The following is a 24,671-nucleotide window of genomic DNA, read 5'->3' on the forward strand; positions in this document are numbered from 1 at the left end:
CGACGATCTTGGAAGTGTGCGCCGCCAAGAATGTCGGAAGCCGACGATCATGGCGCGGCGCAGCGGGCTGGGCCCGTCGGCCGACAACGCGGAAGCCCCGCCCGGCAGTGCCGAGCGGGGCTTCTCAGGTGGAACTAGCGACTCACTTGCCGCCGGCCAGCTTCTCCTTCAGCGCCGCGAGCGCCTCGTCGGTGGCCAGGGTGCCCGTGGGCTCCTCGGTGGCCTTCGCCGGGGTCGACGTCGAGACGTTGCCGGACGGAGCCTCGTTGACGGCGGCCGCGTCGGCCGCGCGCGAGGTCTGGACCTGCTTGGTGTGAGCCTCCCAGCGCTGACGGGCCTCCGCGTACTGCGTCTCCCACGTCTCGCGCTGCTTGTCGTAACCCTCGAGCCACTCGCCGGTGTCCGGGTCGAAGCCCTCGGGGTAGATGTAGTTGCCCTCGGCGTCGTAGGACGCCGACATGCCGTAGAGGGTCGGGTCGAAGTGCTCCTCGCCCTCGACGAAGCCCTCGTTGGCCTGCTTCAGCGACAGCGAGATCCGGCGACGCTCGAGGTCGATGTCGATGACCTTGACCATCACCTCGCTGCCGACCTGAACGACCTGCTCCGGGATCTCCACGTGACGCTCGGCCAGCTCGGAGATGTGCACCAGGCCCTCGATGCCGTCCTCGACGCGCACGAACGCACCGAACGGAACCAGCTTGGTGACCTTGCCGGGCACGATGTTGTTGATCGCGTGGGTCCGGGCGAACTGACGCCACGGGTCTTCCTGCGTCGCCTTGAGCGACAGCGAGACCCGCTCGCGGTCCAGGTCGACGTCGAGCACCTCGACCTCGACCTCCTGGCCGACCTCGACTACCTCGGACGGGTGGTCGATGTGCTTCCAGGACAGCTCGGACACGTGCACCAGGCCGTCGACCCCGCCGAGGTCGACGAAGGCGCCGAAGTTCACGATCGAGGACACGACACCCTTGCGGACCTGGCCCTTGCCGAGCTTGTTGAGGAACTCGGTACGCACCTCGGACTGCGTCTGCTCCAGGTAGGCCCGGCGGGACAGAACCACGTTGTTGCGGTTCTTGTCCAGCTCGATGATCTTCGCCTCGAGCTCGCGGCCGACGTACGGCTGCAGGTCGCGGACCCGGCGCATCTCGACCAGCGACGCGGGCAGGAAGCCCCGCAGGCCGATGTCCAGGATGAGACCACCCTTGACGACCTCGATGACGGAGCCGCGGACGACGCCGTCCTCGTCCTTGATCTTCTCGATGGTGCCCCACGCCCGCTCGTACTGCGCGCGCTTCTTCGAGAGGATCAGACGACCCTCCTTGTCCTCCTTCTGGAGAACAAGGGCCTCGATGTGGTCACCAACCGTGACGACCTCGGAGGGGTCCACGTCGTGCTTGATCGACAACTCGCGCGAGGGGATGACGCCCTCGGTCTTGTAGCCGATGTCGAGCAGGACCTCGTCCCGATCGACCTTGACGACGGTGCCTTCGACAATGTCGCCGTCGTTGAAGTACTTGATGGTCTCGTCGATGGCGGCGAGGAAAGCTTCCTCAGAACCGAGATCGTCGTGAGTGACCTTGGTGACGCTCGAGGTGGCCTCGATGCTGCTCGTCATGTGGACTGTTGCTCCGGTCGGATGGTGTCAGGTAAGACAGGTGCACCCCTCGACGCCCGCCGGGGACACTCCCTCTATCGAGGTCGCATCGACGGCTGCGAACCTTCTCCCTACCGAGGCACGCGGCGGCGTAAGTGCATTGAACAGCTTACCGTGCCCACTAGCACACGTCGCAACCCCATCAGCTTCGAGAAGATGACTTCCGCTCGCAAGGCCCGGGTGGGGCACGCTTATCAGCCGAACGTGTGTCTGATCACACTGATCGGCCGAGCTGCAGTAGATCATGTGGTCCAGGTCACTTTTCCGTCCGGCGGACCACGTCGGGCCGCCTGCCATCGAGCGTCCTGTGTGGAGCGTTTCCGGCCCTGGCGACGCTCCGGCACCCTGCCGCGCCGGGATTTCCAGTGGTACGCCGAGGGCGGAATCCGCGTCCGTGACAATGATCAGGTGAGCTATCCCGATCAAGAGGCGCGGCCGAATCGGCGACCGGTGGCCGCCGACGAGACCAGCCGGGCGAGCCGTCACTGGTGGGACGGGGCGGCCGACGCGTACCAGGCCGAACACGGGGACTTCCTCGGCGACGCCCGGTTCATCTGGGGTCCCGAAGGGCTGGACGAGGCTTGGGCGGGGCTGCTCGGCGACGTCGACGGCGTACGGGTGCTCGAGATCGGCTGCGGCGCCGGGCAGTGCGGCCGCTGGCTCGTCACCCGGGGGGCCGCCGCGATCGGGCTCGAACTATCCGGCCGTCAGCTGGCCCACTCCCGGGAGCTGGACGCCCGGTCCGGCGTACGCCTGCCGGTGGTGCAGGCCGACGCGACGAACCTGCCGTTCGCGGCGGGCTCCTTCGAGCTCGTGTGCTCGGCGTACGGGGCGATGCCGTTCGTCGCCGACGCCGGCGCGGTGCTCGCCGAGGTGGCCCGGGTGCTGCGCCCCGGCGGCCGCTTCGTGTTCTCCGTCTCCCATCCCATCCGCTGGTGCTTCCTCGACGAACCCGGCGAAGAAGGCCTGTACGCGGTCAGCTCCTACTTCGACCGCCGGCCCTACGTCGAGGAGGACGCGCAGGGCCGGGCGGTCTACGTCGAGCACCACCGGACGGTCGGCGACTGGGTACGCCTGATCACCGGAGCCGGGTTCCACCTGACCGATCTGGTCGAGCCGGAGTGGACGGCGGGCAACGAGAACGTCTGGGGCGGCTGGAGTCCCCGTCGCGGCGACATCATCCCGGGGACGGCGATCTTCACCGCCACCTTGCCGAGCTGATCACCCGCTCGCGCCGATGCCGACTCGCCCAACGGCGGCGTCGTCCAAGATCGAGTGCCCATGGTCAGCGATCGACCGGTGATTCCGATGATCAAGTGCCGGTGGTATGCGGAAACCCGGCCTCTAGCGCAGGCCACGGGAACATGATCTCCGATTCGAGCCGCCCGCCACAGACGCAGGGCACTTGATCTCGGGCAGGCGGGTAGCACCCGAGTTGATCGCCCTATCGCGGAGTCGATCACGGTCGGGTGGATACGACACGCCGGACGAGAGGGACCATAGGTTCATGATCAACGGGGGGCGAGCTGGCGCGTTCGCCGCGAGCGCGCAGCGAGTCAGCGACGTGTGGCCGGTCAGTGGTCGGCGGCGTTCCAGTCACGGCCGACGCCGACCGAGACCTCCAGCGGCACCGACAACTGGTGCGCCCCGCCCATCTCGCGGCGCAGCAACGCCTCGACCTGCTCCCGCTCCCCCGGCGCGATCTCCAGGACGAGTTCGTCGTGCACCTGGAGCAGCAGCCGGGAGACGAGTTGCTCGTCGCGGAGGGCGGCGTCGACGCGCAGCATGGCGATCTTGATGATGTCGGCCGCCGACCCCTGGATCGGGGCGTTGAGCGCCATCCGCTCGGCCATCTCGCGTCGCTGGCGGTTGTCGCTGGTCAGATCGGGCAGGTACCGGCGACGGCCGAGGATCGTCTCGGTGTAACCGTCCCGCCGCGCCTGATCCACGACGCGCCGCAGATAGTCGCGTACGCCGCCGAACCGGGCGAAGTAGTCCTCCATCAGCCCGCTGGCCTCTTGGGTGGAGATGCCGAGCTGCTGAGCGAGCCCGAAGGCGGACAAGCCGTAAGCCAGCCCATAGGACATCGCCTTGATCTTGCGGCGGTGGTCGGCGGTGATCTCGTCGGTCTCGAACACCTGCGAGGCCACCCAGGTGTGCAGGTCCTCGCCGGAGGTGAAGGCCGTGATCAGGCCCTCGTCGCCGGACAGGTCGGCCATGATCCGCATCTCGATCTGCGAGTAGTCGGCGGTCATCAGCGACTCGTAGTCCGGCCCGACGATGAAGGCGCGGCGGATCCGCCGGCCCTCCTCGGTGCGGATCGGCACGTTCTGCAGGTTGGGGTCGGTGCTCGACAACCGGCCGGTGGCCGCGACGGTCTGGTAGAACGTCGTGTGGATGCGGCCGTCCTCGCTGACCGACTTGAGCAGGCCGTCGACCGTCGACTTGAGCTTGGCAACGTCGCGGTGACGCAGCAGGTGCTCCAGCACCGGGTGGCCGGTCTCGGCGTACAGCCATTGCAGGGAGTCGGCGTCGGTGGTGTAGCCGGTCTTGATCTTCTTCGTCTTCGGCAGGTTCAGCTCGGTGAACAGGATCTCCTGCAACTGCTTGGGCGATCCGAGGTTGAACTCGCGCCCGATCACCCCATACGCCGACTGAGCGGAAGACTTGACCTCGCCGGCGAAGAAGGCCTCCAGCTCGCTGAGGTAGTCGGTGTCGGCGGCGATGCCCGTCTGCTCCATCCGGGCGAGCACCTTCACCAGGGGCAGCTCCACCTCGGCCAGCAGCCGGGAGCCGTGCGCCTCGGGATCGCCCTTGTCGAGCTCGGCGCCCAGGGCGTCGACCAGATCCAGAGTCGCTCGCGCTCGCAGCATCAACGCCTCGCCGGCGCTGTCGGCCGCCGACGTGTCGCCGAAGTCGAGGGCGAGCTGCCCGCCGTCGTCGGGCGCCTCCGCCCGCAGTTCCCGATGCAGGTAGCGGACGGACAGATCGGCGAGGTCATAGCTGCGCTGATCCGGCCGGGCGAGGTACGCCGCGAGCGCGGTGTCGCAGGTGACTCCGGCGAGCTGCCAGCCCCTGGCCGCGAACGCGAGCAGGGCCGGCTTCTCGTCGTGCAGCACCTTGGGCTGGTCGGGGTCGCCGAGCCAGCGGGCGAACGACTCGTCGTCGACGGCGTCGACCTCCGACGGGTCGAACCAAGCGGCGCTCTCGTCGGTGGCCAGCGCTACGCCGGTGAGGTTGCCGGTGCCGCGGCCGAACACGCCGCTGACCGCGACGCCGGTCGGCTTGCCCGCCTGGGCGATCAGCCAGTCGGTGAGCGCGCCCGAGGCCCGCATGACCTCGCCGGTGACGTCGAACCCGGCCTGCGCCTCCGGCTCGTCGGTGATCTCGAGATACTGATAGAGCCGCTCGCGCAGTACGCGGAACTCCAGCGCGTCGAAGACGCGGTGAACGGCCTCGCGATCCCAGCCGGTCCAGCCCGTCTCGTCCACCGCGAGCGGCAGCGTCAGGTCGTCGAGCAGGTAGTTGAGCTGGTGGTTGCGGATGACGCCGGCCAGGTGCTCGCGCAGGCTGTCGCCCGCCTTGCCCTTGATCTGGTCGGCGTGCTCCACGACGCCGTCGATGCCGCCGTACTGATCGATCCACTTGGCCGCCGTCTTCGGTCCGACCCCGGGCACGCCCGGCAGGTTGTCGCTGGACTCGCCGACCAGTGCGGCCAGGTCCCGGTAGCGGTCCGGGCCCACGCCGTACCGCTCGCGCACCGCGGCGGGGTCCATCCGCGCCAGGTCGGAGACGCCCTTGCGCGGATACAGCACGGTGACGTCGTCGGTGATCAGCTGGAACGCGTCGCGGTCACCGGTGCAGATGAACACCTTCATCCCGGCCTCGCGGCCCTGCCGGGCCATCGTCGCGATGACGTCGTCGGCCTCGTAGCCCTCCAGCTGCACGTGGCTGATCTTGAGCGCGTCGAGGACCTCGTGCACGAGGCTGACCTGGCCCTTGAACTGCTCCGGCGTCTCCGACCGGCCCGCCTTGTACTCGGCGTATTGCTCGGTGCGGAACGACCTGCGGGAGACGTCGAAGGCGACCGCGATGTGCGTCGGACGCTCGTCCTTGATCACGTTGATGAGCATCGAGGTGAAGCCGTAGACGGCGTTCGTCGTCTGGCCCGTGGTGGTCGAGAAGTTCTCGGCGGGCAGCGCGAAAAAGGCCCGGTATGCGAGCGAATGTCCGTCCAGCAGCAACAGTCGAGCGTCAGTCACCCCGGAAGCCTATTGCAGTCCCCTGACATTCCGACGCACCGTCAGGGTCTGTCTCCCGGATCGTTCGCGGCCGTTGGCGGGCCCAGACGACGATCAGCGTCGCTTGAGTCTTCGCCGGCAGGCCACAAGCCTGACGACGAAGATCAAGCTAGCCGAGTCGCCGCCTGGACCTCGCCACCGACTCGCGAGATCCGGGAGACAGACCCTACGCTCGCGCGGTGGATGAACTCGCACCGGCTGCGTACGCCGCGTTGATCGCGCCTGCTATCGACCGGGTCTTCGCCGAGACGATGCTGGCCACGAGGTCGATGGGCGGCCGCGAGCTGAGCGAGTCGTTCGGCGGCCCGCCCGCCGTCGGCTTCCTGATCGACCTGCGGACGCGGCTCGGTGCGGGCGAATCGGTCACTCCCGGTCAGTTCGCCGCGGTCCGCCGGTACGGCGACCTGGCCAAGGCCCGCGAGATCCTCACCGGGCAGGCCGAACGCGGGATGCTGACGATCGCCGAAGACGGCACGTTCCGGGCCACCGACCGCGGCCGCGAGTTCCTGTCCGCGCTCTACGACCTGCACACGCAGGTCACGGCGACACTGTGGGTCGGCTTCCCGGTCCCCCGCCTGTCCGAACTCGCCGGCCGCGCACTCGCCGTCGCGTCCGACCCGGCCACCTGGGCGGTCACAGCCGACGGTCACGCGCTGTCCGCCATGCTTCCGGTTCCTGATCCGAGTACGCGCAACGGAGTGACACTGTTGAATCGGTTGGGGACGCTGCGCTACCACAGGGCAGACGCGCACGCCGCTGCCTGGCAGGCCGCCGGGCGAACCGCCGCCGACATGGCCACGTTGCCGGTGCACTCCGCTGTGCGTATCCCTATCGAGCAGGAGACGAACCGCGGAGCCGCAGCTCCTTGGACGGCCTTGCGCCCGGCGGAGCGGCTGGAGTTTCTCGCGGGCCTGGCGGCGCTGCCCTGCGCGGCGAGTTAAAGGACTTTCGCGAGGAAGGCGCGGGTGCGCTCCTCGCGCGGATTGTCGATGACCTCGCGTGGCGAGCCGGACTCGACCACCACCCCGGCGTCCATGAAGACCACCTGGTGGCCGACCTCTCGGGCGAACCCGATCTCGTGCGTGACCACGATCATGGTCATCCCGTCACGGGCCAGGCCCTGCATGACGTCGAGCACCTCGCCGACCAGCTCCGGGTCGAGCGCGCTGGTGGGCTCGTCGAAGAGCATGAGCTTGGGCCGCATCGCGAGGGCTCGCGCGATGGCGACGCGTTGCTGCTGGCCACCGGACAGCTGCGCGGGATAGCTCGCCGCCTTGTCCGCCAGCCCGACCCGATCGAGCAGCGCCTTGGCCTGCTCGCGGACCTGTTCGCGGGGCTCGCTCTTGACCCGCAGCGGCGCCTCCATGACGTTCTGCAGGGCGGTGAGGTGCGGGAACAGGTTGAACCGCTGGAACACCATGCCGATGTCCCGGCGTTGCGCGGCGATCTGCTTGTCGCGCAGCTCGTAGAGCTTGTCGCCGCGCTGGCGGTAGCCCATCAGGTCGCCGGCCACCCAGATCCGGCCGCTGGTGACCTTCTCCAGGTGGTTGATGCAGCGCAGGAAGGTGGACTTGCCGGAACCCGACGGGCCGAGCAGGACGCACACCTGCCCGGCGTTCACCGTGAGGTCGATGCCGCGCAGGACCTCCAGGCGCCCGAAGTACTTGTGCACCTGGTCGGCGCGCACCATGACGTGTGGCGGCGGAGCGTCCGGGACGGTCACAGCGTGCCGCCTTGTTCTCCGGCGATGCCGGCGAGCCGGATGCGGGCCTGTTCGGTGCGGTGGCCGCGGGCGAAGTAGCGCTCGAGGAAGTGCTGGCCGACCAGCAGCACACTGACCATCGCGAGGTACCAGAGACTGGCCGCGACGTACATCGGGAACGGCAGGAACGTGCGGCTGCCGACCGCCGAGAGCTGGAAGAACAGTTCGGCGGTGACCGGCACGTAGATCAGCAGCGAGGTGTCCTTGAGCATCGCGATGGTCTCGTTGCCGGTCGGCGGGATGATGACGCGCATCGCCTGCGGCAGCACGATCCGGCGCAGCGTCTGCGAACGCCGCATGCCGAGCGCGGTCGCCGCCTCCTCCTGACCGGGGTCGATCGACTGCATGCCGGCCCGCACGATCTCGGCCATGTACGCCGCCTCCGACAGCGCCAGGCCGATGAGGCCGGCGACGAACCCGGTCAGCAGATTGCGGGTCTGCCCCTCGAACACCCGCAGATGCAGGTCGGTGATACCGAAGATCTTGCCGATGTAGGTGTCGAACGGGACGCCGAACGAGATCTGCGGCCACAGGATGTTCAGATTGCCCAGCAGTGCCAGCAGCACCAGCCGGGGCACCGCGCGGAAGACCCAGGTGTAAACCCAGGCCACTCCGCGGAGCACCGGGTTGGGCGACAGCCGGGCGATCGCCACGCCGATGCCCAGCGCGATGCCGAAGAACATCGCGAGCACCGTCATGAGCAGCGTGCCCTGCACACCCCGCAGCACCGCCGGGGTGAACATGTTGCGGAACATGAACGACCAGTGGAACGCGTCGTTCGTCAGGAGCAGGTGGGCGAACATGGCGGCGAGCACGACGATCACCGCGACCGCCACCCACCGGCCCGGGTGCCGGACCGGCACCGCCTTCAGCGGTTCCGGCTGGCCGGTCACGACGGATTGACCGCCGAAGTCTTGATCGCGCCGCTCTCGACCCCCCACGCCTGGAGGATCTGCAGGTAGCTGCCGTCGTCGATGAGCGACTGGACGGCCGCGCGGAGCGCCTCGGCGAACTCCGTCTGCGCCTTCGCCGTCACATACCCGTACGGCGCGGAATCGTAGATGTCGCCCAGCGTCTCGAGCTCACCGTTGGACTGCTTGACGGCGTACGCCGTGACCGGGGAGTCGGCCAGCATCGCGTCGTCCTTGCCGGACGCAACCGAGTTGGCCACCGCATCCTGACCCGGGTACGGGTTGATCGTCACCGCGGTCTTCCCCGCCGACGTGCACCCCGTCGACCGTACGGTGATGTCGTCGACCTGAACGGTGTCCTTCTGCACGGCGATGCGCTTGCCACACGGCTCGTCGATCGAGACGCCCTGCGGGTTGCCCTTCTTCACCGCCCACTGCGTACCGGCGCTGAAGTAGCTCGTCATGTTGGCCTGCTGCAGGCGTTCTTTGTTGATGGTGAACGCCGAGACGCCGGCCTCGTACTTTCCCGTGCCGACACCGGGGATGATCGCGCCGAAGGTGCTCTGCTGGAACTCGGCCGTCAGTCCAAGTCGCGCCGCGACCGCCTTGAACAGGTCGATGTCGAACCCGATGACCGTCTTGCCGTCGGCGTCGAGGAACTCCGCCGGGGCGTATGTCGCCTCCGTGCCGACGGTGATCTTCCCGTCGGACTTGATCGCCGCGGGCACCTTCGCCGCCAGCGACGCGTCGGCGCTCACGCTCGGCAGGGGCTTCGCGCCGCCGTCGTCGCCGCCGTTGTCGTCGCTCGAACACGCCGTGGCTCCGCCGGCGACGAGCAGGATAGCCGCCACAAACTGGACAATTCGCACGAAGGTAGGTTACGCCCCGTTAGGGCAAGATCAGGGTTCTATGTCGAATCTTGGGGCAAGATTCGACATAGAACCCTGATCTGGTTGGTACCGCTAGCCGCCCAGCTGAGCCGGCTGGACCTGGACGGCTAGCCGCCCAGGTATGCCTTCGCGATCTCGGGGTCGTTGCGCAGCTCCCGAGCCGGCCCGCTGAGCTTGATGCTCCCCGACTCGAGCACGTACGCCCGGTCGGCGACGCTCAACGCGGCCCGCGCGTTCTGCTCGACGACGAGCACCGTGGTGCCCGTCTCGCGGATCCGCTTGATGGTCGCGAAGATGACGTCCACCAGCACCGGGGCCAGACCCATCGACGGCTCGTCGAGCAGCAGCAGCTTCGGCCGCGCCATCAGTGCCCGCGCGACGGCCAGCATCTGCTGCTCACCGCCGGACAGGGTGCCGGCCTTCTGCGCGATCCGCTCCCGCAGACGCGGGAACAGCTCGAGCATCCGCTCCTGGTCCTCGGCGATCCCCGCCTTGTCATTGCGGAGGTACGCACCCAGGTCGAGGTTCTCCGCGACGCTCATCCGGGGGAAGATCCGCCGTCCCTCGGGCGACTGCGCCAGACCCAGCCGCACGATGTCGTGCGCCGGAATCCCCTCGATCTTGCGACCGTCGAACACGATGTGCCCCGAGCGCGGCTTGAGCAGCCCGGAGATCGTCCGCAACGTGGTGGACTTCCCCGCACCGTTGGAGCCGATCAGGGTGACGATCTCACCCTGGTTCACCTGGAGCGACAGATCCTTCACGGCGGCGATGTTGCCGTAGTAGACGGAGATGCCGCTCACGTCCAGCATCGTCACGACCCGGCCTCCTCACCGTCGTCGATGGTCACGTGGTTGTCGTTCGCCGCGCTGCCCAGGTACGCCTCGACGACCCGGGGGTTGGTGCGTACCTCGTCGGCGGTGCCCTCGGCGATCTTCTCGCCCCGGTCGAGCACCGTGATCCGCTCCGAGACCCGCATGACGACGCTCATGTCGTGCTCGATGAGCAGCACCGACACCTTCCGCTCGTCGCGTACGCGGTGGACGAAGTCCACGAACTCCGCCGACTCGCGCGGGTTCATCCCGGCCGTCGGCTCGTCGAGCAGCAGCACCTTCGGCTTGAGCGCCAGCGCGCGGGCCACCTCCAGCCGCCGCTGATCGCCGTAGGACAGGTTCCGCGCGTACTCGTAGGCCGACTTGCCGATGCCCACGAACTTGAGCAGCTCCAGGGCGAAGTCGTGCGCCTCCCGCTCCTCCCGGCGCTGCCAGGGCGCTCGGATGACGGTGCCGAAGACGCCGGCCTTCAGGTGCGAGTGCATCGCGACCTTGACGTTCTCCTCCGCCGTCATCAGGTTGAACAGGCGGATGTTCTGGAACGTCCGGGCCAGGCCGAGCGACGCGATCTTGTGCGGAGCGAGGCCGGTCACATCCCGCCCGCCGAGAGCCACCTGGCCGCCGCGCTCGGCCGGATACAACCCGGTGAGCACGTTGAAGAAGGTGGTCTTCCCGGCGCCGTTCGGGCCGATCAGGCTCACGATGCTCTGCTCGGGCACGGTGAAGCTGACCTTGTTGACGGCCACCAGACCGCCGAAGATGACGGAGATGTCGTCGGCCTGGAGCGCCGGCTGACCCACCGTCGTCGGGTTCTCGCTCACTTGACGTCTCCCGACTTGACCGTGGTCTCGTCGACCAGCTCCTGCTCCGGCTCCTCCGCCTGAGTGTCGCCCGCCTCGCCCTCGTGCAGCACCAGCCGCGTACGCGACTCGGGCAGCAGTCCTTCGCGCCGGAACAGCATCATCAGCACGAGGACGCCACCGAAGATCAAGAAGTTGAACGACGGGAAGTTGACGTTCGTGCCGAAGGCGGAGTTGAACGAGTCGCCGATCTGCGGCAGACCCGTGGAGTTGAACCAGGAGATCATGAGCGCCCCGAGCAGTACGCCCCAGACGTTGCCCATGCCGCCCAGCACCACCATCGCCAGCAGCGTGATCGACACCGCGAAGGTGAACGGGTCGGGCAGCATCCGGCCCAGGTGCAGCGCGTACGCGACACCGCCGATCCCGCCCGCGATCGCACCGACGGCGTACGCCGCCAGCTTCGCCCGCATCAACGGCACGCCCATCGCGCTCGCCGCCAGCTCATCCTCGCGGATGGCCAGCCAGGCCCGGCCGAGCCGGCCCTGCCGCAGCCGCAGCGAGACGAAGATGATCAGCGCGGTCAGCAGCGAGAAGAGGATGAACCGCCCGACGTGGTCGAAGACGTTGAGCTTGCCGACGACCACGTCACCCCGGTTGATCCGGACGAAGGTCATCGAGTCGATGGGCCCGATGCCGAGGGTGGCGTTGGTGAGGTTGAACCCGAGGCCGTCCTCGTCGCCGTTGCGGAAGATCTGCGGGATGATCTCACCGAAGCCGAGCGTCACCAGCGCCAGATAGTCGCTGCGCAATCGCAGTGTCGGAGCGCCGATGATCACGCCGAACAAGGCGCAGACCCCGGCTGCGGCGAGGAACACCAGGACGAGGTTGAGATGGATGCCGGTGGTGCTGGCCGCCCCGGGACTGCCGAAGATGTTGAAGTTCACCTTCCCGCCGAAGCCGAAGTCGGACATCAGCCAGGCGGTGGTGTAGCCGCCCAGCGCCCAGAAGGCGACGTATCCCAGGTCGAGCAGACCGGCGTAGCCGACCACGATGTTCAGGCCCAGGGCGCTCATCGCCCAGATCAGCGCGACGTTGATCTCGCTGATGGGCAGCCAGTCCTGCACCCATCCGCGTACTCCGGGCACGAGGAACGGAAGAATGAATCCGTAGAAGACCACCACCACGACGGCGGCGACGGTGAAGCCGAGCGGCCACCTCAATTGGGTCCGATCGACGCCCTGCGGCCGCTTGGGCGTCGGAACCGCGATAGTCGGCTGGCTCATGGTCACACCTTCTCCCTTGTGGCCTTGCCCAGCAGGCCGGCCGGCCGGAAGACGAGCATCAGGATGAGGATCGAGAAGACGACGCTCTGGGTCCACCGCTGCCCGGCACCGTATTTGACGCCTTCGTTCAGGCCCTGGATCAGGCCGATCAGCACGCCGCCCAGCACAGCACCGGGCAGGCTGCCGATACCGCCGAGCACCGCGGCCGTGAACGCGATCAGGCCGAGCTGCAGACCGAGGTCGTACCGGGTCGTCGTGACGACCTGCTCGTACATCAGACCGGCGATGCCCGCCAGCGCACCACCCATGGCGAAGGTGAAGGAGATGATCCGGTTCACGTTGACGCCCATCAGCCGGGCCGCATCCGGGTCCTGAGCGGTGGCCCGCATCGCCTTGCCGGCCCGGGTCTTCGTCACGATCCAGGTCATCAGGACCAGAACCGGAATGACGACCGCCAGCACCACGAAGAAGTTGGTGTCGATCTGGACGCCGCCGAGATCGATGGAACCCTGCGGCAGCACGCTCGGCTGGTCCTTCTGGCCGGAGCCGTTCCACTTCAGGCCGATGAACTGCAGGATGAAGCTCATGCCGACCGCCGTGATCAACGGCGCCAGCTTGGGCGCGTGCCGCAGCCGCCGGTATGCCAGGAACTCGATCGTCACGTTGATCGAGGCGCAGAACGCCGCCGCCAGCACAAGCGTCCCCGCGAACACCAGCCAGCCGAGCGCGCCCATGCCGACCGGCTCGTTGAAGAGGTTGAACGCAGCCGCGACGACGGTCGCGCTCAACAGCGTGCCGAGCATGAACAGATCGCCGTGAGCGAAGTTGATCAGCTCGATGATGCCGTAGACGAGCGAATAGCCCAGCGCGATCAGCGCGTAGAGCGCGCCGTTGCTGATGCCGATGACCGATGCGGTCATGAACTGCTGCGGATTGTCAATGAAGTTGATCGCGAGCCAGGCCGCGACGGCGGCGAGGATCGTGAAGCCGGCGATTCGCTCGCCGTACGCGGAGAGGTTCAGTCGCGTTCGGGGCAAGCGTGCGGCAGCTGTCGTGGACTGTGCCATGGTGCTCCTTGGAAGGGCCGGTCGGTGTGTCCGTCGTGGGACGACATGCCCCGGATGCGCGGAGGGAGCCGTGCGACGCCGGGCCGCATCGGCTCCCTCCCCAGCACATCCGTCAGATGCCGTGCCTACCTGATCAGGAAACCGGCCAGGCCTTGACGGTGGTCTCCTTGCCGCCGGTGATGGTCTGGATCGTCATGTCGATCGCGTTGACGTCACCGGAAGCCGGGTCGATCTTGATGTCCTTGCCCAGGATCGCGGTCGAAGCCGGGATCGTGATGCCGGCGCCGCCGCCGAGCACCTGCTCGGTGACGCTCTTACGCGTGCCGTCGGACTTCTCGATCGCCGCCAGGATCACCTGGAGCGCCTGGACGCCGTACAGGGCGTACGGGCTGGCCGGGTCGGCGCCGAACTTGGTCTTGTAGTCGGCCAGGAACTTGCCGGTGACCGCGGACTTCGACAGGTCCGACAGGCCCAGGCCCGGGAAGGTCTGGAACGAGCCCTCAGCCTCGGGCATCTTGTCGAACTCCGGGTAGCCGACCATGCCGTCCGGGCCGATCAGCTTGACCTTCTGGTTGTCGCCCAGGATCTTGACCTTGTCCTTGACCAGCTGGCCGCCGTTGTTGTCGAACACGCCACCGGTGAAGACACAGTCGACGCCGTCGGTCTTGGCCTTGTTGAACAGCGCGTTGTAGTTCGTCGCCTTCGAGTCCCACCCCTGCTGGGTCACCTTGATGCCCTGCTTGGTGGCCTCTTCGGCGAACTGCTTGGCGACGCCCTTGCCGTAGGTCTCGGTGTCGTCGAGGACGAGGCAGTTCTTCACACCCAGGTCCTTGATCGCCATCTGCGCGGCGGCCTTGCCCTGGTAGTCGTCAGTGGTGACCACCCGCGCGTAGTTGCGCTTGTTGGTCGGGTACCACTTCTGCGGCTCGTTCGCGTCCCACGCCTTGGTGAGACCCGGGTTGGTGTTCGCGTGCGAGACCATCAGCATCGGGCCGCTCGGGTCCTGGTTCAGCACCGGGATCTGGAGCTGGGCGCAGCCGGAGTTGTAGGTGCCCATGACGGCGACCTCGTTGGTGTTGGCCACGTGGTCGTTGGCGTTCTTGGTGCACTGCGCCGCGTCCCACTTGCCCGCCGCCGCGGTGGAGTCGTCGTACTTCTTGAGCGTGACCTTGTACTTGCCGGCCTTGTTGCCCGCCTGCTCGAGGTAGAGCGACATCGCGTTCCAGGTCGAGTCGGAGGCGTCCTTCGACGAACCCTGGAAGGGGAGGTCGACGCCGACGACGACCTCGGTTACGCCCGAGCCGCCGTTGTCGCCGCCCGAGCTGTCACACGCCGTCGCCGCGACCGCGGTGGCGGCAGCGGCGGCCAGCACTGTGAGTGCCTTGATGCGCCTGTTCATCCTATTCCTCTCGACTCCTCAACCCATGTCCGCCTTGCGGGCGACCCGCAGACGTCGGATGTCCGGCGCAACAGCCAATTCCGTGGTCATGGCTGTGACGCGCGACACCGGTGGCGCGAACGTAGGTGTTCGCCGGGAGCCATGTCAAGGCTTGGGACGCTCACACGCCGACATTGGCGACCAACCCGTAACCCAACGGTGGCCAAGGCGATGCGATCACATGACCGAAACCTGGTCGACTTAATAGATGAAAGCAAAAACCCGCAGGTCAGAGACCTGCGGGCATGATCTTTGCGGTGTCTATTCGGCCGCTTCCGCCGCCGCTTCCTCGATGATCCGCTCGGCGACCTCACGCATCGTCATCCGATGATCCATCGCCGTCCGCTGGATCCACTTGAACGACTGCGGCTCGGTCATCCCGTACTGCGTCATCAGCGCGCCCTTCGCGCGCTCCACCGCCTTACGGGTCTCCAGCCGGTCGGTCAGCCCCGCGACCTCGGCCTCCAGCGCCGCCACCTCGGCGTGCCGCGACAACGCGATCTCGATCGCCGGCACCAGGTCCGACTTCTGGAAGGGCTTCACCAGGTACGCCATGGCACCGGCCGCCCGCGCCCGCTCGACGAGGTCCCGCTGGCTGAACGCCGTCAGAATGATCACCGGAGCCAGCCGCGCGCCGGCCACCTTCTCCGCCGCCGCCAGCCCGTCCATGATCGGCATCTTGATGTCGAAGATGCACAGATCAGGCTTGAGCTCCTCGGCCAGGCGTACGGCGGTCTCCCCGTCACCGGCCTCGCCGACGACCTCGTAGCCCTCCTCGCCCAGCATCTCGGCGAGGTCGAGCCGGATGAGCGCCTCGTCCTCCGCGATCAGCACCCGCTTGCGCGCCGCCTGCACCTCGGTCACCGACTCAACCCCCACACGCTGTTATCCCTGTTTCAGTGTTGCAGCCTAGTCGGGTACAGTGAGCCAGCCGAGCCGGGATGGCGCAATTGGCTGACGCGATGGTCTCAAAATCCATTGTCCGAAAGGACGTGCGGGTTCGAATCCCGTTCCCGGCACCGATGTCGTACTGGCGTTCGAGAATTGCCGCATGGCTGAGCGGCACCCCATCGAGCGGCGACGCCGCGCTCGTGCTCTCTACGCGACCGGGATCGGTATCGCCTCCGTGGCGAAGATCATGGCCCTCCCCCGCCACACCGTCTGGTACTGGTGCGTCGGCAACGGCCGTCTCGATCTCGAGGCCCAGGCGACGATCCCCTGCCCACGCTGTCAGGACCCGCCCGAGCCGCCGCCCGATCCCGCGGCATACGCCTATCTCCTGGGCCTCTACCTCGGCGACGGTCACCTGACTCTGACTGCGAAGACGCCGGTCCTGCGAATCGCTTGTGACGACAAATACCCCGGCATCATGGTCGAGGCAGAAGCCGCGATGTTAGCGACGCTCGCCCGGAAGGTGCAGCGTGTGCGGTCGGTGGGCTGCACTGGCATCCAGAGCTACGCGAAGCATTGGCCGTGTCTGTTCCCGCAGGCCGGCCCAGGCAAGAAGCACGACCGCCCGATCGTCCTCGAGCCGTGGCAGGAGGAGATCGTGGCCGAGCATGCGGGTCGCTTCCTGCGCGGGCTGTTCCATTCCGACGGCTGCCGGGCGGTCAACCGGGTCACGAAGAAGGGCCGCGTGTACGAGTACCCGCGCTACTTCTTCAGTAACAAGTCGGCCGACATCATGCGGCTGTGTCAGCTGGCGCTGAACCGCCTCGGGATCGACTGGCGCATGGCGCGGCCGGACTCGCTCAGCGTCGCCCGGCGTACCGCCGTGGAGATGCTGGACCGGCAGGTGGGCCCCAAGCGCTGAATAATCAGCGCGACCGGCGGATGGGCGGCCGGTAGGCTGGGCCGCTATGCGCTGGTCACAGATGTTTGTCCCTACTTTGCGGCAGGATCCCGCGGACGCCGACGCGGTGAGTCACCGGCTGTTGTTGCGCGCCGGGTTCATCCGGCAGTTGATGGCTGGGCACTACAGCCTTCTCCCGTTGGCGATTCGCGTACGCGCGAAGGTCATGTCCGTGATCCGGGCGGAGATGGATCGGATCGGGGCGCAGGAGTTCCTGCTTCCGGCGATGCATCCGGCCGAGATCTGGCACAAGTCGGGGCGCTGGGACGTCATGGGTCAGGAGATGTTCCGGCTGCGTGACCGGCGTGGGGCCGACCTGGCGCTGGGGATGACGCACGAGGAGATCTTCGCGACCGTGGCTTCGGAGTTGCGGTCCTATCGGGAGCTTCCGCAGGCGTGGTATCAGTTCCAGACGAAGTTCCGCGACGAGCCCCGGCCGAAGAGCGGTCTGATGCGCGTACGCGAGTTCACGATGAAGGATTCGTACACGTTCGATGTGGACGAAGCCGGGCTGGACGTCGCGTTCGACCGGCATTATGAGGCGTACCAGCGGATCTTCCGGCGGCTGGAGATTCCCGTCGTCGCGGTCGAGGCGTCGAACGGGACGATGGGCGGCAGCGACTCCCGGGAGTTCATGTGCCCGTCCGAGGCCGGCGAGGACATCACGATCGTGTGCCCTGGCTGCGGTTACGCGGCGAATGTGGAGGCGGCACAGGCGGCGCTCACGCCGATCGAGGATCGGGATCTGCTGGCTGCGCCGGAGCGGTTCGCCACTCCCGGCGTACGCACCATCGAAGACCTCGCGGTGGGCCACGGGTTCGCGGGCGACCGTCAGATCAAGACCCTTGTGTACGTCGTCGACGATCAGCTGACCCTGGTGCTGCTGCGGGGCGACCACGCGTTGGTGGAGCAGAAGCTGGTGGACGCCCTCGGGGCGATCGCGATCCGGCCGGCTCAACCGGAGGAGATCCGGCAGGCGCTCGGTGCGCTGCCCGGCAGTCTCGGCGCGGTCGGGGTCACCGAGCTGCCGATCGTCGCCGACGAGGCGTTGCGCGGACGGCGCGGGATGGCGACCGGCGCGAACTCCGACGACGTGCACTTGCGCGGTGTCGAGGTGGATCGCGACATCGTGGTCGGGCGCTGGGCCGACCTGCGGGAGGTCGTCGCCGGGGAGCCGTGCGTACGCTGTGCCACCCCGCTGGACGCGACGAAGACGGTCGAGGTCGGGCACATCTTCAAACTGGGCCGGAAGTACAGCGAGTCGATGGGGGTCAGCGTGCTGACCGCCGACGGCTCCCGGGTCGCGCCCATCATGGGTTCGTACGGCATCGGGGTGGAGCGCGCGATCGCTGCGATCGTCGAGACCCATCACGACGACCGGGGCATCGTCTGGCCGATGGCGGTGGCCCCGTTCCATGTGGTCATCGTTCAGCTGGGTACGGACGAGGCGACGGTGGAAGCTGCACGCGACCTCTATGAGCGGCTGGGCAACAACGGCGTCGAAGTCGTCTGGGACGACCGCGAGGAACGGCCCGGGGTGAAGTTCCGCGACGCCGAGCTCGTCGGCATCCCGTTGCGGGTGACCGTGGGCGCGCGTGGGCTGGCCCGGGGCATCGTCGAGGTGACCCGCCGGTCGACCGGCGACACCGTCGAAGTGCCGGTCGGTGAAGCCGCCGTACGCCTCGCCGAGGAGATCCGCCCCGCCTGACCGGGCCGGCTCGTCCCGTTGATCACCCGCTCGCGGAGTCGATCACCCGCGAGCGGGGTTGCCGACCTGCGGAAACGCCATCGATCACCCCGGTTAGTTCATGATCGCGCGGAAAACAGGCGGAGGCGGAGCGCGCGGTAGAGCAGCCCGACGGCGAAGACGGCGAGCCCGCCGACGACGGCAGGCCAGGGCAGCGTGGCGACCAGGGCCACACACCCGGCCGCGCCGAGCGCCTGCAGAGCGCGGGGATAACGCCGGTCGCCGCCGGTCTGGGTCCAGGCGGCGAGGTTGGCGATCAGGTAGTACACCAGGACGCCGAACGATGAGAAGCCGATCGCGCCCCGCAGGTCGACGGTGAGCACGAGAACGCAGACGACCGCGGCCAGCGCGATCTCGGCGCGGTGCGGGACGGCGTACCGGGGATGCACCGCCGACAGCCACCGGGGCAGGTCGTCGTGGCGGGCCATGGCCAGCGCGGTGCGCCCCACCCCGGCGATCAGCGCCAGCAGCGCGCCCAGGCTCGCGAGGGCGGCTCCGGCCCGGACGGCGGGGGCGGCCCAGTCCCAGCCGGCCGCGTGGACGGCGTCGGCCAGGGGCGCGGTCGACGACGCGAGCCGCTGCGGCCCGAGGACGTGCAGCAACGCGACGCCGATCACGGCGTACACCGCGACGGCGAGCGCCAGCGCGGTGAGGATCGCCCGCGGAATCGTGCGCTGCGGCTCGCGTACCTCTTCTCCCATGGTCGCGATGCGTGCGTACCCGGCGAAGGCGAAGAACAGCAGACCAGCCGATTGCAGAACCCCGTAGGCCGAGCCGCCGCCGTCTGCTTCCGGGCCCGCGGGCCCGAGCAGTCCCGCGGCCGCGACGACCGCGAGCACGGCCAGGACCGCGACCACGATGATCATTGCAAGCCGGGCGGTACGCGTGACGCCGCGGTAGTTGACCGCGGCCAGCGCCAGCACCGCCACGACGGCGGCCGGGCGCTGCCAGGCCGGGGGTACGGCGTAGGCGGCGAACGTCAATGCCATGGCCGCGCAGGAGGCGGTCTTGCCGACGACGAACCCCCAGCCGGCGACGTAGCCCCACCATTCGCCGAGCCGTTCGCGGCCGTAGACGTAGGTGCCACCCGAGGTCGGATACTGCGCGGCGAGCTGGGCGGAGGCGGTCGCGTTGCAGTACGCCACGACCGCGGCCACGGCCAACCCGGCGAGCAGCAGGCTCCCCGCCGCCCGGGCGGCCGGGGCGAACGCGGCGAAGACACCGGCCCCGATCATCGACCCGAGGCCGATGACGACCGCGTCGACCGGACCGAGCCGCCGAGCCAACCGTTCCACGCCGAGATTGTGTCAGCCGCCGGGAAGATCAGCCAGGGTGACCTCGTCGAGGACCCGCATGGTCGCGTGATCGGCGCTCCGCCAGAGCTGATACAGCCGCTCGTCCACTGTCGAGGCGGCTACCGGGGTCGCCGCGTACGCCGCCGGCCCGTCCAGTGCCCGCACGATGTCGCCCAGGGTCACCTGGTCGGGCGGCCGGTGCAGCCCGTAGCCGCCGTCCGAGCCCCGTTGGGTGTGCACCAAGCCGGCCCGGCGCAGCGCCGTGAGCAGCTCATACAGGTACGCGAGCGGAATGTCGTGCGCCTCCGCCAGAGCCTGCGCCTTGATCGTGGCCGGCGCGGCGGCGGCCAGCGCGGCCGCCGCCCGCACGGCGTACACGATGCGCGCCGGCACGGGCTGCGCCGGGCGGATCATGCGTCGGCGGCCGCCAGCGACTTCGCCGCCGGGACGGGTCTGAGGTGGACGGTGTCGCCGGGTTGGAGGCCCAGCCGGCCCGCTGCGCCCCGGGTGATCTGCGCCCAGACGTCGCGGTCGCCGGCGGTCAGCTCTACGCGTACCTCGAATCCCAGGTGCACCACGCGGTTGACGACAGCTGCCGTCGAACCCTCGACAGATTCGGCGGTGACGTCGATGTCGTGCGGCCGGACCAGGCGGCCGCCGAGTTCGGTCACCGGGCCGAGGAAGCTCATGACGAACGGGCTGGCCGGGTTGTCGTAGAGATCCTGCGGCCGCCCCGCCTGCTTCACCTCCCCGTCGGCGAGCACCACGATCTCGTCGGCGACATCCATCGCCTCCTCCTGATCGTGGGTCACGAACACCGTCGTCACGTGCACTTCGTCGTGGAGCCGCCGGAGCCAGGTGCGGAGCTCTTTGCGTACCTGGGCGTCGAGCGCGCCGAACGGCTCGTCGAGCAGCAGCACCTGCGGTTCCACCGCGAGCGCGCGGGCCAGTGCCATGCGCTGCCGCTGGCCGCCGGACAGCTGCGCCGGATACCGGTCGGCGAACTGCTCCAGGTGGACCAGCTGCAGCAGCTCGTCGACCCGGGCCCGGATCTCGGCCTTCGGCCGCTTCCGGATCTCCAGTCCGAACGCGACGTTCCGGCGTACGCTCAAGTGCTTGAACGCCGCGTAGTGCTGGAACACGAAGCCGACGTTGCGGCGTTGCGGGGACAACCGGGTGGCGTCGACGCCGGAGATGAGCACGTTGCCGGCGTCCGGGACCTCAAGCCCGGCGATCACCCGGAGCAGCGTCGACTTGCCGCCACCGCTCGGGCCGAGCAGCGCGGTGAGCGAGCCGGAGACGATGTCGACCGAGACGTCCTTGAGGACCGGGGTACGGCCGAACGACTTGGAGACGCCGCGTACTTCGATGGCCATCAGTTGCCGTCCTTGGGGCGCAGGAGGGTGGTCAGAAGAAGGGAGCCGACGGCGAGCAGGGCCAGCACAGTCGCCGCGGCGAACGCCGCCGGAACCTCGTAGTTGAGGTAGCGCTCTTCGACGAACAGCGTCAGGGTCTGGGTCTCGCCGACGACCTTGCCGGAGACGACCGCCACCGCGCCGTACTCGCCGAGGGCACGGGCCAGGCAGAGCACGATGCCGTAGCCGAGCGCGCTGCGGATGCCCGGCAGCGTGATGCGGCGGAACGTCTGCCAGCCGCCCGCGCCGAGGGTCCGGGCGGCCTGTTCCTGGTCGTCGCCCATCTCTTCGAGCACGGGGACGATCGCCCGGACGACCAGTGGCAGCGAGACGAAGACGGTGGCCAGGACCATGCCCGGGATCGAGAAGATCACCTGGATGCCGGCGTTCTCCAGCCAGCCGCCCACTGTGGAATAGCGCCCGTACGCCAGGATCAGCGCGAGGCCGACGACGACCGGGGAGACCGCCAGCGGCAGGTCGATCAACGCGTTGAGCAGCCGCTTGCCGGGAAAGTTCGTCCGGGTCAGCAGCAGTGCGACGCCGACGCCGAAGACGGTGTTGAGCACGACCGCCCAGATCGCCACCTGAAGGGTCACCTGGAAGGCGTGGATCGCTTCTTCGCTGGTCAGCGCGTCGATCACGTTCTGCAGCCCGTCGCCGAAGGTCTGCCAGACGATCAGTCCCACCGGCAGGATCAGCAGGAACAGCAGGTAGAGCAACGCGATCGCGCGAAGCAGGTACTTAGCCACGGCGAGACCCCCAGCGCTGGACGAGATCCAGTCCGATGAGGACGGCGAACGCGACGATCAGCAGCGCGGTGGAGACGGCGGCGGCCGACGCGGTGTCGTCGCTTTCGATGCGGCCGAAGATGTTGACCGCGGCGACCTGCGTCTTGAACGGCAGGTTGCCCGACAGCAGCACGGTCGAGCCGAACTCCGCGATCGCGCGTGTGAAGGCCAGTCCCGCACCCGAGACCATGGCCGGGACCAGGTTGGGCAGGATGATCCGGCGGAAGGTGAGCCAGGGCCCGGCCCCGAGGGAGAACGCCGCCTGCTCCATGTCGCGATCCAGTTCCTGCAGAACGGGCTGCACCGTGCGTACGACGAACGGCAGGGTGACGAACAGCAGCGCGATGACCACTCCGGCCCGGGTGTACGCCAGATTCAAGTGCAGTGGGCTCTTCACCCCGTACAACACGAGCAGGACGAGCCCGGCGACGATGGTGGGCAGCGCGAACGGCAGGTCGATCAGGGTGTCGACGAGCGCCTTGCCGGGGAACCGGTCGCGGACGAGAACCCAGGCGATGAGCGTACCCATGACCACGTTGATGACGGCGACCAGCGCCGACGCCCCCAGGGTCAGCTTCAGCGCCGCCCACGAGTCGGGTGTAGTCACCGCCGACCAGAACGCGCCGGCGCCGCCCTCGACGCCCTTCCACGCGACCACCGTGAGCGGGAAGAGCACGATCAGGCTGAGGTAGAGCACCGCGAGACCCAGGCCGAGGCCGGGACCCACCCGCGGTCGGCGACGGGCCGAGGCCGGCACACCCGTGGGTGCGCCGGCCTGGGTCAGAACCGGGGTGGACATCACTTGCTCGGGCTCGCGCTCGGGCTGGCCGCGACGGTCGCCACGCCGTGCTTGGCCTCGATGAGGGCGATCGAGCCGGTCTTGGCGTCGAAGAACTCCTTGTTCACGGCCGACCAGCCGCCCAGGTCCTTGATGGTGAACAGGCCCGACGGCGTCGGGAAGGTGACGCCCGTGTTCACCCCGGAAACGGTGGGGCGGTAGCCGTTCTGCGCGAAGATCTTCTGTCCGGCCTCGGAGTAGAGGAAGTCGAGGAACGCCTTCGCCTCGGCCGGGTGCTCGGAGTTCTTCGTGACCGCGATCGGGTTCTCGATCAGGATGGTCGAGTCCGGAACCGTGTAGTCGAGCTCCTGGTTGTGCTGCTGGGCGAAGATCGCCTCGTTCTCGTAGGACAGGATGGCGTCGCCCTTGCCCCCGGTGAAGGTCTGCAGCGAAGCGCGGGCCGAGGCGTCCTGCACGGGGACGTTGCCGATCAGGCTGTCGATGTACGCCAACCCGGCCGCCTTGTCCTTGCCCACATCAGCCTTGGCCCCGTACGCCGCCAGGATGTTCCACCGCGCGCCGCCGGAGGTGAACGGGTTCGGGGTGATCACCTCGACGCCCGGCTTGATCAGGTCGTCCCAGGTCTTGAGGCCCTTGGGGTTGCCCTTGCGGGTGGCGATGACGACGACGGAATCGGTGATGAAGCCCTTGGTCGGGCCGCTGTTCCAGTCCTCGGCGACGAGGCCGGCGGTGACGAGCCGGGTGAGGTCGGGTTCCAGGGACAGCGCCACGACGTCGGCCTTCAACCCGGCCGCGACCGCCCGGCTCTGATCGCCGGAGGCTCCGAACGACGTCTTGAACTTGATGTTCTTCCCGGCATCGGTCTTCTGGAAGGCCTTGATGAGCGCCTCATAAGCCGCCTGCGGAGTCGAGTACGCCACCAGCGACAGCGTCACCTCCGCCTTGTCGCCCGAACCGGACCCGGAATCGGAGTCGCCGCACGCCGCGAGTGCTGCCGTCGCCAGTGCGGTCGCGGCGAGCCCGGCGAGAATCCTTCTGGTGACCATCCCTACAAATCCCATCATCCATAGTTTTCCTACTGACTTAATGGGTTTTGAGTTTGCCACGAGGCGCGGTCCGATGGGAAGAGGCACTTTCGGGTGACCCCCGTCACCCGTTCATCGACGCTCGCCAGGCGGCCGCGCGCCGGGGCGGGCTGGCGCGGACTGGCGCGTTATCCGTGCGGACCACGCGGACCGGCGCGCTATCAGCGCGGACGCGGCGCGTTATCCCGGGATAACGCGCTTATCCGCGCGATTTAAGGGACGTTATCCCGCATAACGCGCAAGGAGCGCCCCCGCACAACGCGCAAGGAGCGCCCCGCATGACGCACGAAGGGGCGTCAGAAGGGCAACTGCCCACTAGCAAGGTGAGCGAAGGTGACCTGCTCAAGCATCCGCCGCTCCTGAGCCTCGACGGCGACCCAGACTTCCTGGAGCGTACGCGCCGGCCCCTGGTAGTCGAGCTCGGCGGGAACGTGCCCGCGAACCTGCGACAGCGGCCCGTCGATGATCTCGATGACCTGGGCGAGGCTGATCTGGTCGGCCGGCCGGGCGAGCCAGTATCCGCCCTCGGGACCGCGCTGGGCGTTCACCACTCCCCCGCGCCGCAGCTGGAGCAGGATGCTTTCCAGGAACTTCGGCGGGATCTCCTGCGCTTTCGCGATCCGCTCCGAGGTGATCGGGAACTCGGCCGGAGGTTTCCCCGCCACGACAGGTTCGATCGTCGCCAGTTCGATGACGGCGCGGATCGCATAGTCGACGCGAGCGGAGAGGCGCATGTGAACCAGTATCA

Annotated in this window: 22 protein-coding genes and 1 tRNA gene; 5 read left to right on the forward strand and 18 right to left on the reverse strand. The window is 68.3% G+C overall.

Annotated features, from left to right (window positions below; translation table 11 throughout):
• Nucleotides 1-142: 142 nt before the first annotated feature.
• Nucleotides 143-1,615, reverse strand: a complete 1,473-nt coding sequence (gene rpsA, locus HOV77_RS20390) for a 30S ribosomal protein S1 (RefSeq protein WP_290864035.1) — start codon at nucleotides 1,613-1,615, stop codon at nucleotides 143-145.
• A 489-nt stretch (nucleotides 1,616-2,104) separates the two neighbouring features.
• Here rpsA and HOV77_RS20395 point away from each other — a divergent pair, with 489 nt between their 5' ends.
• Nucleotides 2,105-2,875, forward strand: a complete 771-nt coding sequence (locus tag HOV77_RS20395; protein WP_290864227.1) for a class I SAM-dependent methyltransferase — start codon at nucleotides 2,105-2,107, stop codon at nucleotides 2,873-2,875.
• Between the two features lie 353 nt (nucleotides 2,876-3,228).
• On the opposite strand, the gene polA is transcribed toward HOV77_RS20395, so the two are convergent.
• Nucleotides 3,229-5,916 carry a DNA polymerase I gene (gene polA, locus HOV77_RS20400; protein ID WP_290864036.1) on the reverse strand — a complete coding sequence of 896 codons (2,688 nt, stop codon included), beginning with the start codon at nucleotides 5,914-5,916 and terminating at the stop codon, nucleotides 3,229-3,231.
• A 218-nt stretch (nucleotides 5,917-6,134) separates the two neighbouring features.
• Between polA and HOV77_RS20405 the strand changes: the two genes are divergently transcribed.
• Entirely contained in the window at nucleotides 6,135-6,896 is a 762-nt protein-coding gene (locus HOV77_RS20405) for a hypothetical protein (RefSeq protein WP_290864037.1), read from the forward strand.
• Here the strand turns inward: HOV77_RS20405 and HOV77_RS20410 are convergent.
• From HOV77_RS20410 to HOV77_RS20450, 9 genes are all read right to left on the reverse strand, one after another.
• A complete protein-coding gene (locus HOV77_RS20410; RefSeq protein WP_290864229.1) occupies nucleotides 6,893-7,645 on the reverse strand; it encodes an amino acid ABC transporter ATP-binding protein in 753 nt (250 codons plus the stop codon). The genes HOV77_RS20405 and HOV77_RS20410 overlap by 4 nt on opposite strands.
• 29 nt (nucleotides 7,646-7,674) lie before the next feature.
• Nucleotides 7,675-8,658: an amino acid ABC transporter permease gene (locus HOV77_RS20415; protein WP_290864038.1), complete on the reverse strand. Its 984-nt coding sequence runs from the start codon at nucleotides 8,656-8,658 to the stop codon at nucleotides 7,675-7,677.
• Nucleotides 8,607-9,497, reverse strand: coding sequence for an ABC transporter substrate-binding protein (locus HOV77_RS20420; RefSeq protein ID WP_290864039.1), 891 nt, complete (start codon nucleotides 9,495-9,497; stop codon nucleotides 8,607-8,609). The genes HOV77_RS20415 and HOV77_RS20420 overlap by 52 nt, the downstream gene beginning before the upstream one ends.
• A gap of 128 nt (nucleotides 9,498-9,625) precedes the next feature.
• Complete coding sequence (locus tag HOV77_RS20425) at nucleotides 9,626-10,330, reverse strand: ABC transporter ATP-binding protein (RefSeq protein ID WP_290864231.1); 705 nt, start codon at nucleotides 10,328-10,330, stop codon at nucleotides 9,626-9,628.
• 2 nt (nucleotides 10,331-10,332) lie between these two features.
• Complete coding sequence (locus tag HOV77_RS20430) at nucleotides 10,333-11,172, reverse strand: ABC transporter ATP-binding protein (RefSeq protein ID WP_290864040.1); 840 nt, start codon at nucleotides 11,170-11,172, stop codon at nucleotides 10,333-10,335.
• Nucleotides 11,169-12,437 (reverse strand): branched-chain amino acid ABC transporter permease, encoded by a 1,269-nt coding sequence (locus HOV77_RS20435; protein WP_290864041.1) that lies wholly within the window; start codon nucleotides 12,435-12,437, stop codon nucleotides 11,169-11,171. Before HOV77_RS20435 ends, HOV77_RS20430 begins: the two co-directional genes overlap by 4 nt.
• A gap of 2 nt (nucleotides 12,438-12,439) precedes the next feature.
• On the reverse strand, nucleotides 12,440-13,504 hold the full coding sequence (locus HOV77_RS20440) for a branched-chain amino acid ABC transporter permease (RefSeq protein WP_290864042.1): 1,065 nt from the start codon (nucleotides 13,502-13,504) through the stop codon (nucleotides 12,440-12,442).
• 133 nt (nucleotides 13,505-13,637) lie between these two features.
• Nucleotides 13,638-14,903, reverse strand: coding sequence for a branched-chain amino acid ABC transporter substrate-binding protein (locus tag HOV77_RS20445; RefSeq protein WP_290864043.1), 1,266 nt, complete (start codon nucleotides 14,901-14,903; stop codon nucleotides 13,638-13,640).
• A 300-nt stretch (nucleotides 14,904-15,203) separates the two neighbouring features.
• Nucleotides 15,204-15,806 carry a response regulator gene (locus HOV77_RS20450; protein ID WP_290864044.1) on the reverse strand — a complete coding sequence of 201 codons (603 nt, stop codon included), beginning with the start codon at nucleotides 15,804-15,806 and terminating at the stop codon, nucleotides 15,204-15,206.
• 71 nt (nucleotides 15,807-15,877) lie between these two features.
• On the opposite strand from HOV77_RS20450, the gene HOV77_RS20455 reads away from it, so the two are divergent.
• From HOV77_RS20455 to HOV77_RS20465, 3 genes are all read left to right on the forward strand, one after another.
• Nucleotides 15,878-15,961: transfer RNA gene (locus HOV77_RS20455), tRNA-Leu, on the forward strand.
• Between the two features lie 32 nt (nucleotides 15,962-15,993).
• Nucleotides 15,994-16,755 (forward strand): LAGLIDADG family homing endonuclease, encoded by a 762-nt coding sequence (locus HOV77_RS20460; protein ID WP_290864045.1) that lies wholly within the window; start codon nucleotides 15,994-15,996, stop codon nucleotides 16,753-16,755.
• Nucleotides 16,756-16,801: 46 nt separating this feature from the next.
• Nucleotides 16,802-18,502, forward strand: a complete 1,701-nt coding sequence (locus tag HOV77_RS20465) for a proline--tRNA ligase (protein ID WP_290864046.1) — start codon at nucleotides 16,802-16,804, stop codon at nucleotides 18,500-18,502.
• Between the two features lie 98 nt (nucleotides 18,503-18,600).
• Here HOV77_RS20465 and HOV77_RS20470 read toward each other — a convergent pair whose 3' ends face one another.
• From HOV77_RS20470 to HOV77_RS20500, 7 genes are all read right to left on the reverse strand, one after another.
• Nucleotides 18,601-19,836, reverse strand: a complete 1,236-nt coding sequence (locus tag HOV77_RS20470; protein WP_290864047.1) for an APC family permease — start codon at nucleotides 19,834-19,836, stop codon at nucleotides 18,601-18,603.
• Nucleotides 19,837-19,848: 12 nt separating this feature from the next.
• Nucleotides 19,849-20,229 carry an Rrf2 family transcriptional regulator gene (locus HOV77_RS20475; protein WP_290864048.1) on the reverse strand — a complete coding sequence of 127 codons (381 nt, stop codon included), beginning with the start codon at nucleotides 20,227-20,229 and terminating at the stop codon, nucleotides 19,849-19,851.
• 17 nt (nucleotides 20,230-20,246) lie between these two features.
• Nucleotides 20,247-21,212, reverse strand: a complete 966-nt coding sequence (locus HOV77_RS20480) for a TOBE-like domain-containing protein (protein ID WP_290864049.1) — start codon at nucleotides 21,210-21,212, stop codon at nucleotides 20,247-20,249.
• Nucleotides 21,212-22,000, reverse strand: a complete 789-nt coding sequence (locus tag HOV77_RS20485) for a sulfate ABC transporter permease subunit (protein ID WP_290864050.1) — start codon at nucleotides 21,998-22,000, stop codon at nucleotides 21,212-21,214. Before HOV77_RS20485 ends, HOV77_RS20480 begins: the two co-directional genes overlap by 1 nt.
• Complete coding sequence (gene cysT, locus HOV77_RS20490) at nucleotides 21,993-22,838, reverse strand: sulfate ABC transporter permease subunit CysT (protein WP_290864051.1); 846 nt, start codon at nucleotides 22,836-22,838, stop codon at nucleotides 21,993-21,995. The genes HOV77_RS20485 and cysT overlap by 8 nt, the downstream gene beginning before the upstream one ends.
• On the reverse strand, nucleotides 22,838-23,902 hold the full coding sequence (locus HOV77_RS20495) for a sulfate ABC transporter substrate-binding protein (RefSeq protein WP_290864052.1): 1,065 nt from the start codon (nucleotides 23,900-23,902) through the stop codon (nucleotides 22,838-22,840). Before HOV77_RS20495 ends, cysT begins: the two co-directional genes overlap by 1 nt.
• 317 nt (nucleotides 23,903-24,219) lie before the next feature.
• Entirely contained in the window at nucleotides 24,220-24,657 is a 438-nt protein-coding gene (locus HOV77_RS20500) for an Rrf2 family transcriptional regulator (RefSeq protein WP_290864053.1), read from the reverse strand.
• Nucleotides 24,658-24,671: the final 14 nt, after the last annotated feature.

It is taken from the genome of Hamadaea sp., from assembly GCF_013362815.1.
In the GTDB taxonomy this organism is placed as follows: domain Bacteria; phylum Actinomycetota; class Actinomycetes; order Mycobacteriales; family Micromonosporaceae; genus Hamadaea.

Excerpts from the sequence above, each read along its gene's own strand:
- HOV77_RS20465 (WP_290864046.1), top strand. The coding sequence starts at position 16,802 with ATGCGCTGGTCACAGATGTTTGTCCCTACTTTGCGGCAGGATCCCGCG.
- HOV77_RS20435 (WP_290864041.1), bottom strand. The coding sequence starts at position 12,437 with ATGAGCCAGCCGACTATCGCGGTTCCGACGCCCAAGCGGCCGCAGGGC.
- cysT (WP_290864051.1), bottom strand. The coding sequence starts at position 22,838 with ATGTCCACCCCGGTTCTGACCCAGGCCGGCGCACCCACGGGTGTGCCG.
- HOV77_RS20410 (WP_290864229.1), bottom strand. The coding sequence starts at position 7,645 with ATGGTGCGCGCCGACCAGGTGCACAAGTACTTCGGGCGCCTGGAGGTC.
- HOV77_RS20480 (WP_290864049.1), bottom strand. The coding sequence starts at position 21,212 with ATGGCCATCGAAGTACGCGGCGTCTCCAAGTCGTTCGGCCGTACCCCG.
- HOV77_RS20460 (WP_290864045.1), top strand. The coding sequence starts at position 15,994 with ATGGCTGAGCGGCACCCCATCGAGCGGCGACGCCGCGCTCGTGCTCTC.
- HOV77_RS20440 (WP_290864042.1), bottom strand. The coding sequence starts at position 13,504 with ATGGCACAGTCCACGACAGCTGCCGCACGCTTGCCCCGAACGCGACTG.
- HOV77_RS20445 (WP_290864043.1), bottom strand. The coding sequence starts at position 14,903 with ATGAACAGGCGCATCAAGGCACTCACAGTGCTGGCCGCCGCTGCCGCC.
- HOV77_RS20500 (WP_290864053.1), bottom strand. The coding sequence starts at position 24,657 with ATGCGCCTCTCCGCTCGCGTCGACTATGCGATCCGCGCCGTCATCGAA.
- rpsA (WP_290864035.1), bottom strand. The coding sequence starts at position 1,615 with ATGACGAGCAGCATCGAGGCCACCTCGAGCGTCACCAAGGTCACTCAC.
- HOV77_RS20425 (WP_290864231.1), bottom strand. The coding sequence starts at position 10,330 with ATGCTGGACGTGAGCGGCATCTCCGTCTACTACGGCAACATCGCCGCC.
- HOV77_RS20495 (WP_290864052.1), bottom strand. The coding sequence starts at position 23,902 with ATGATGGGATTTGTAGGGATGGTCACCAGAAGGATTCTCGCCGGGCTC.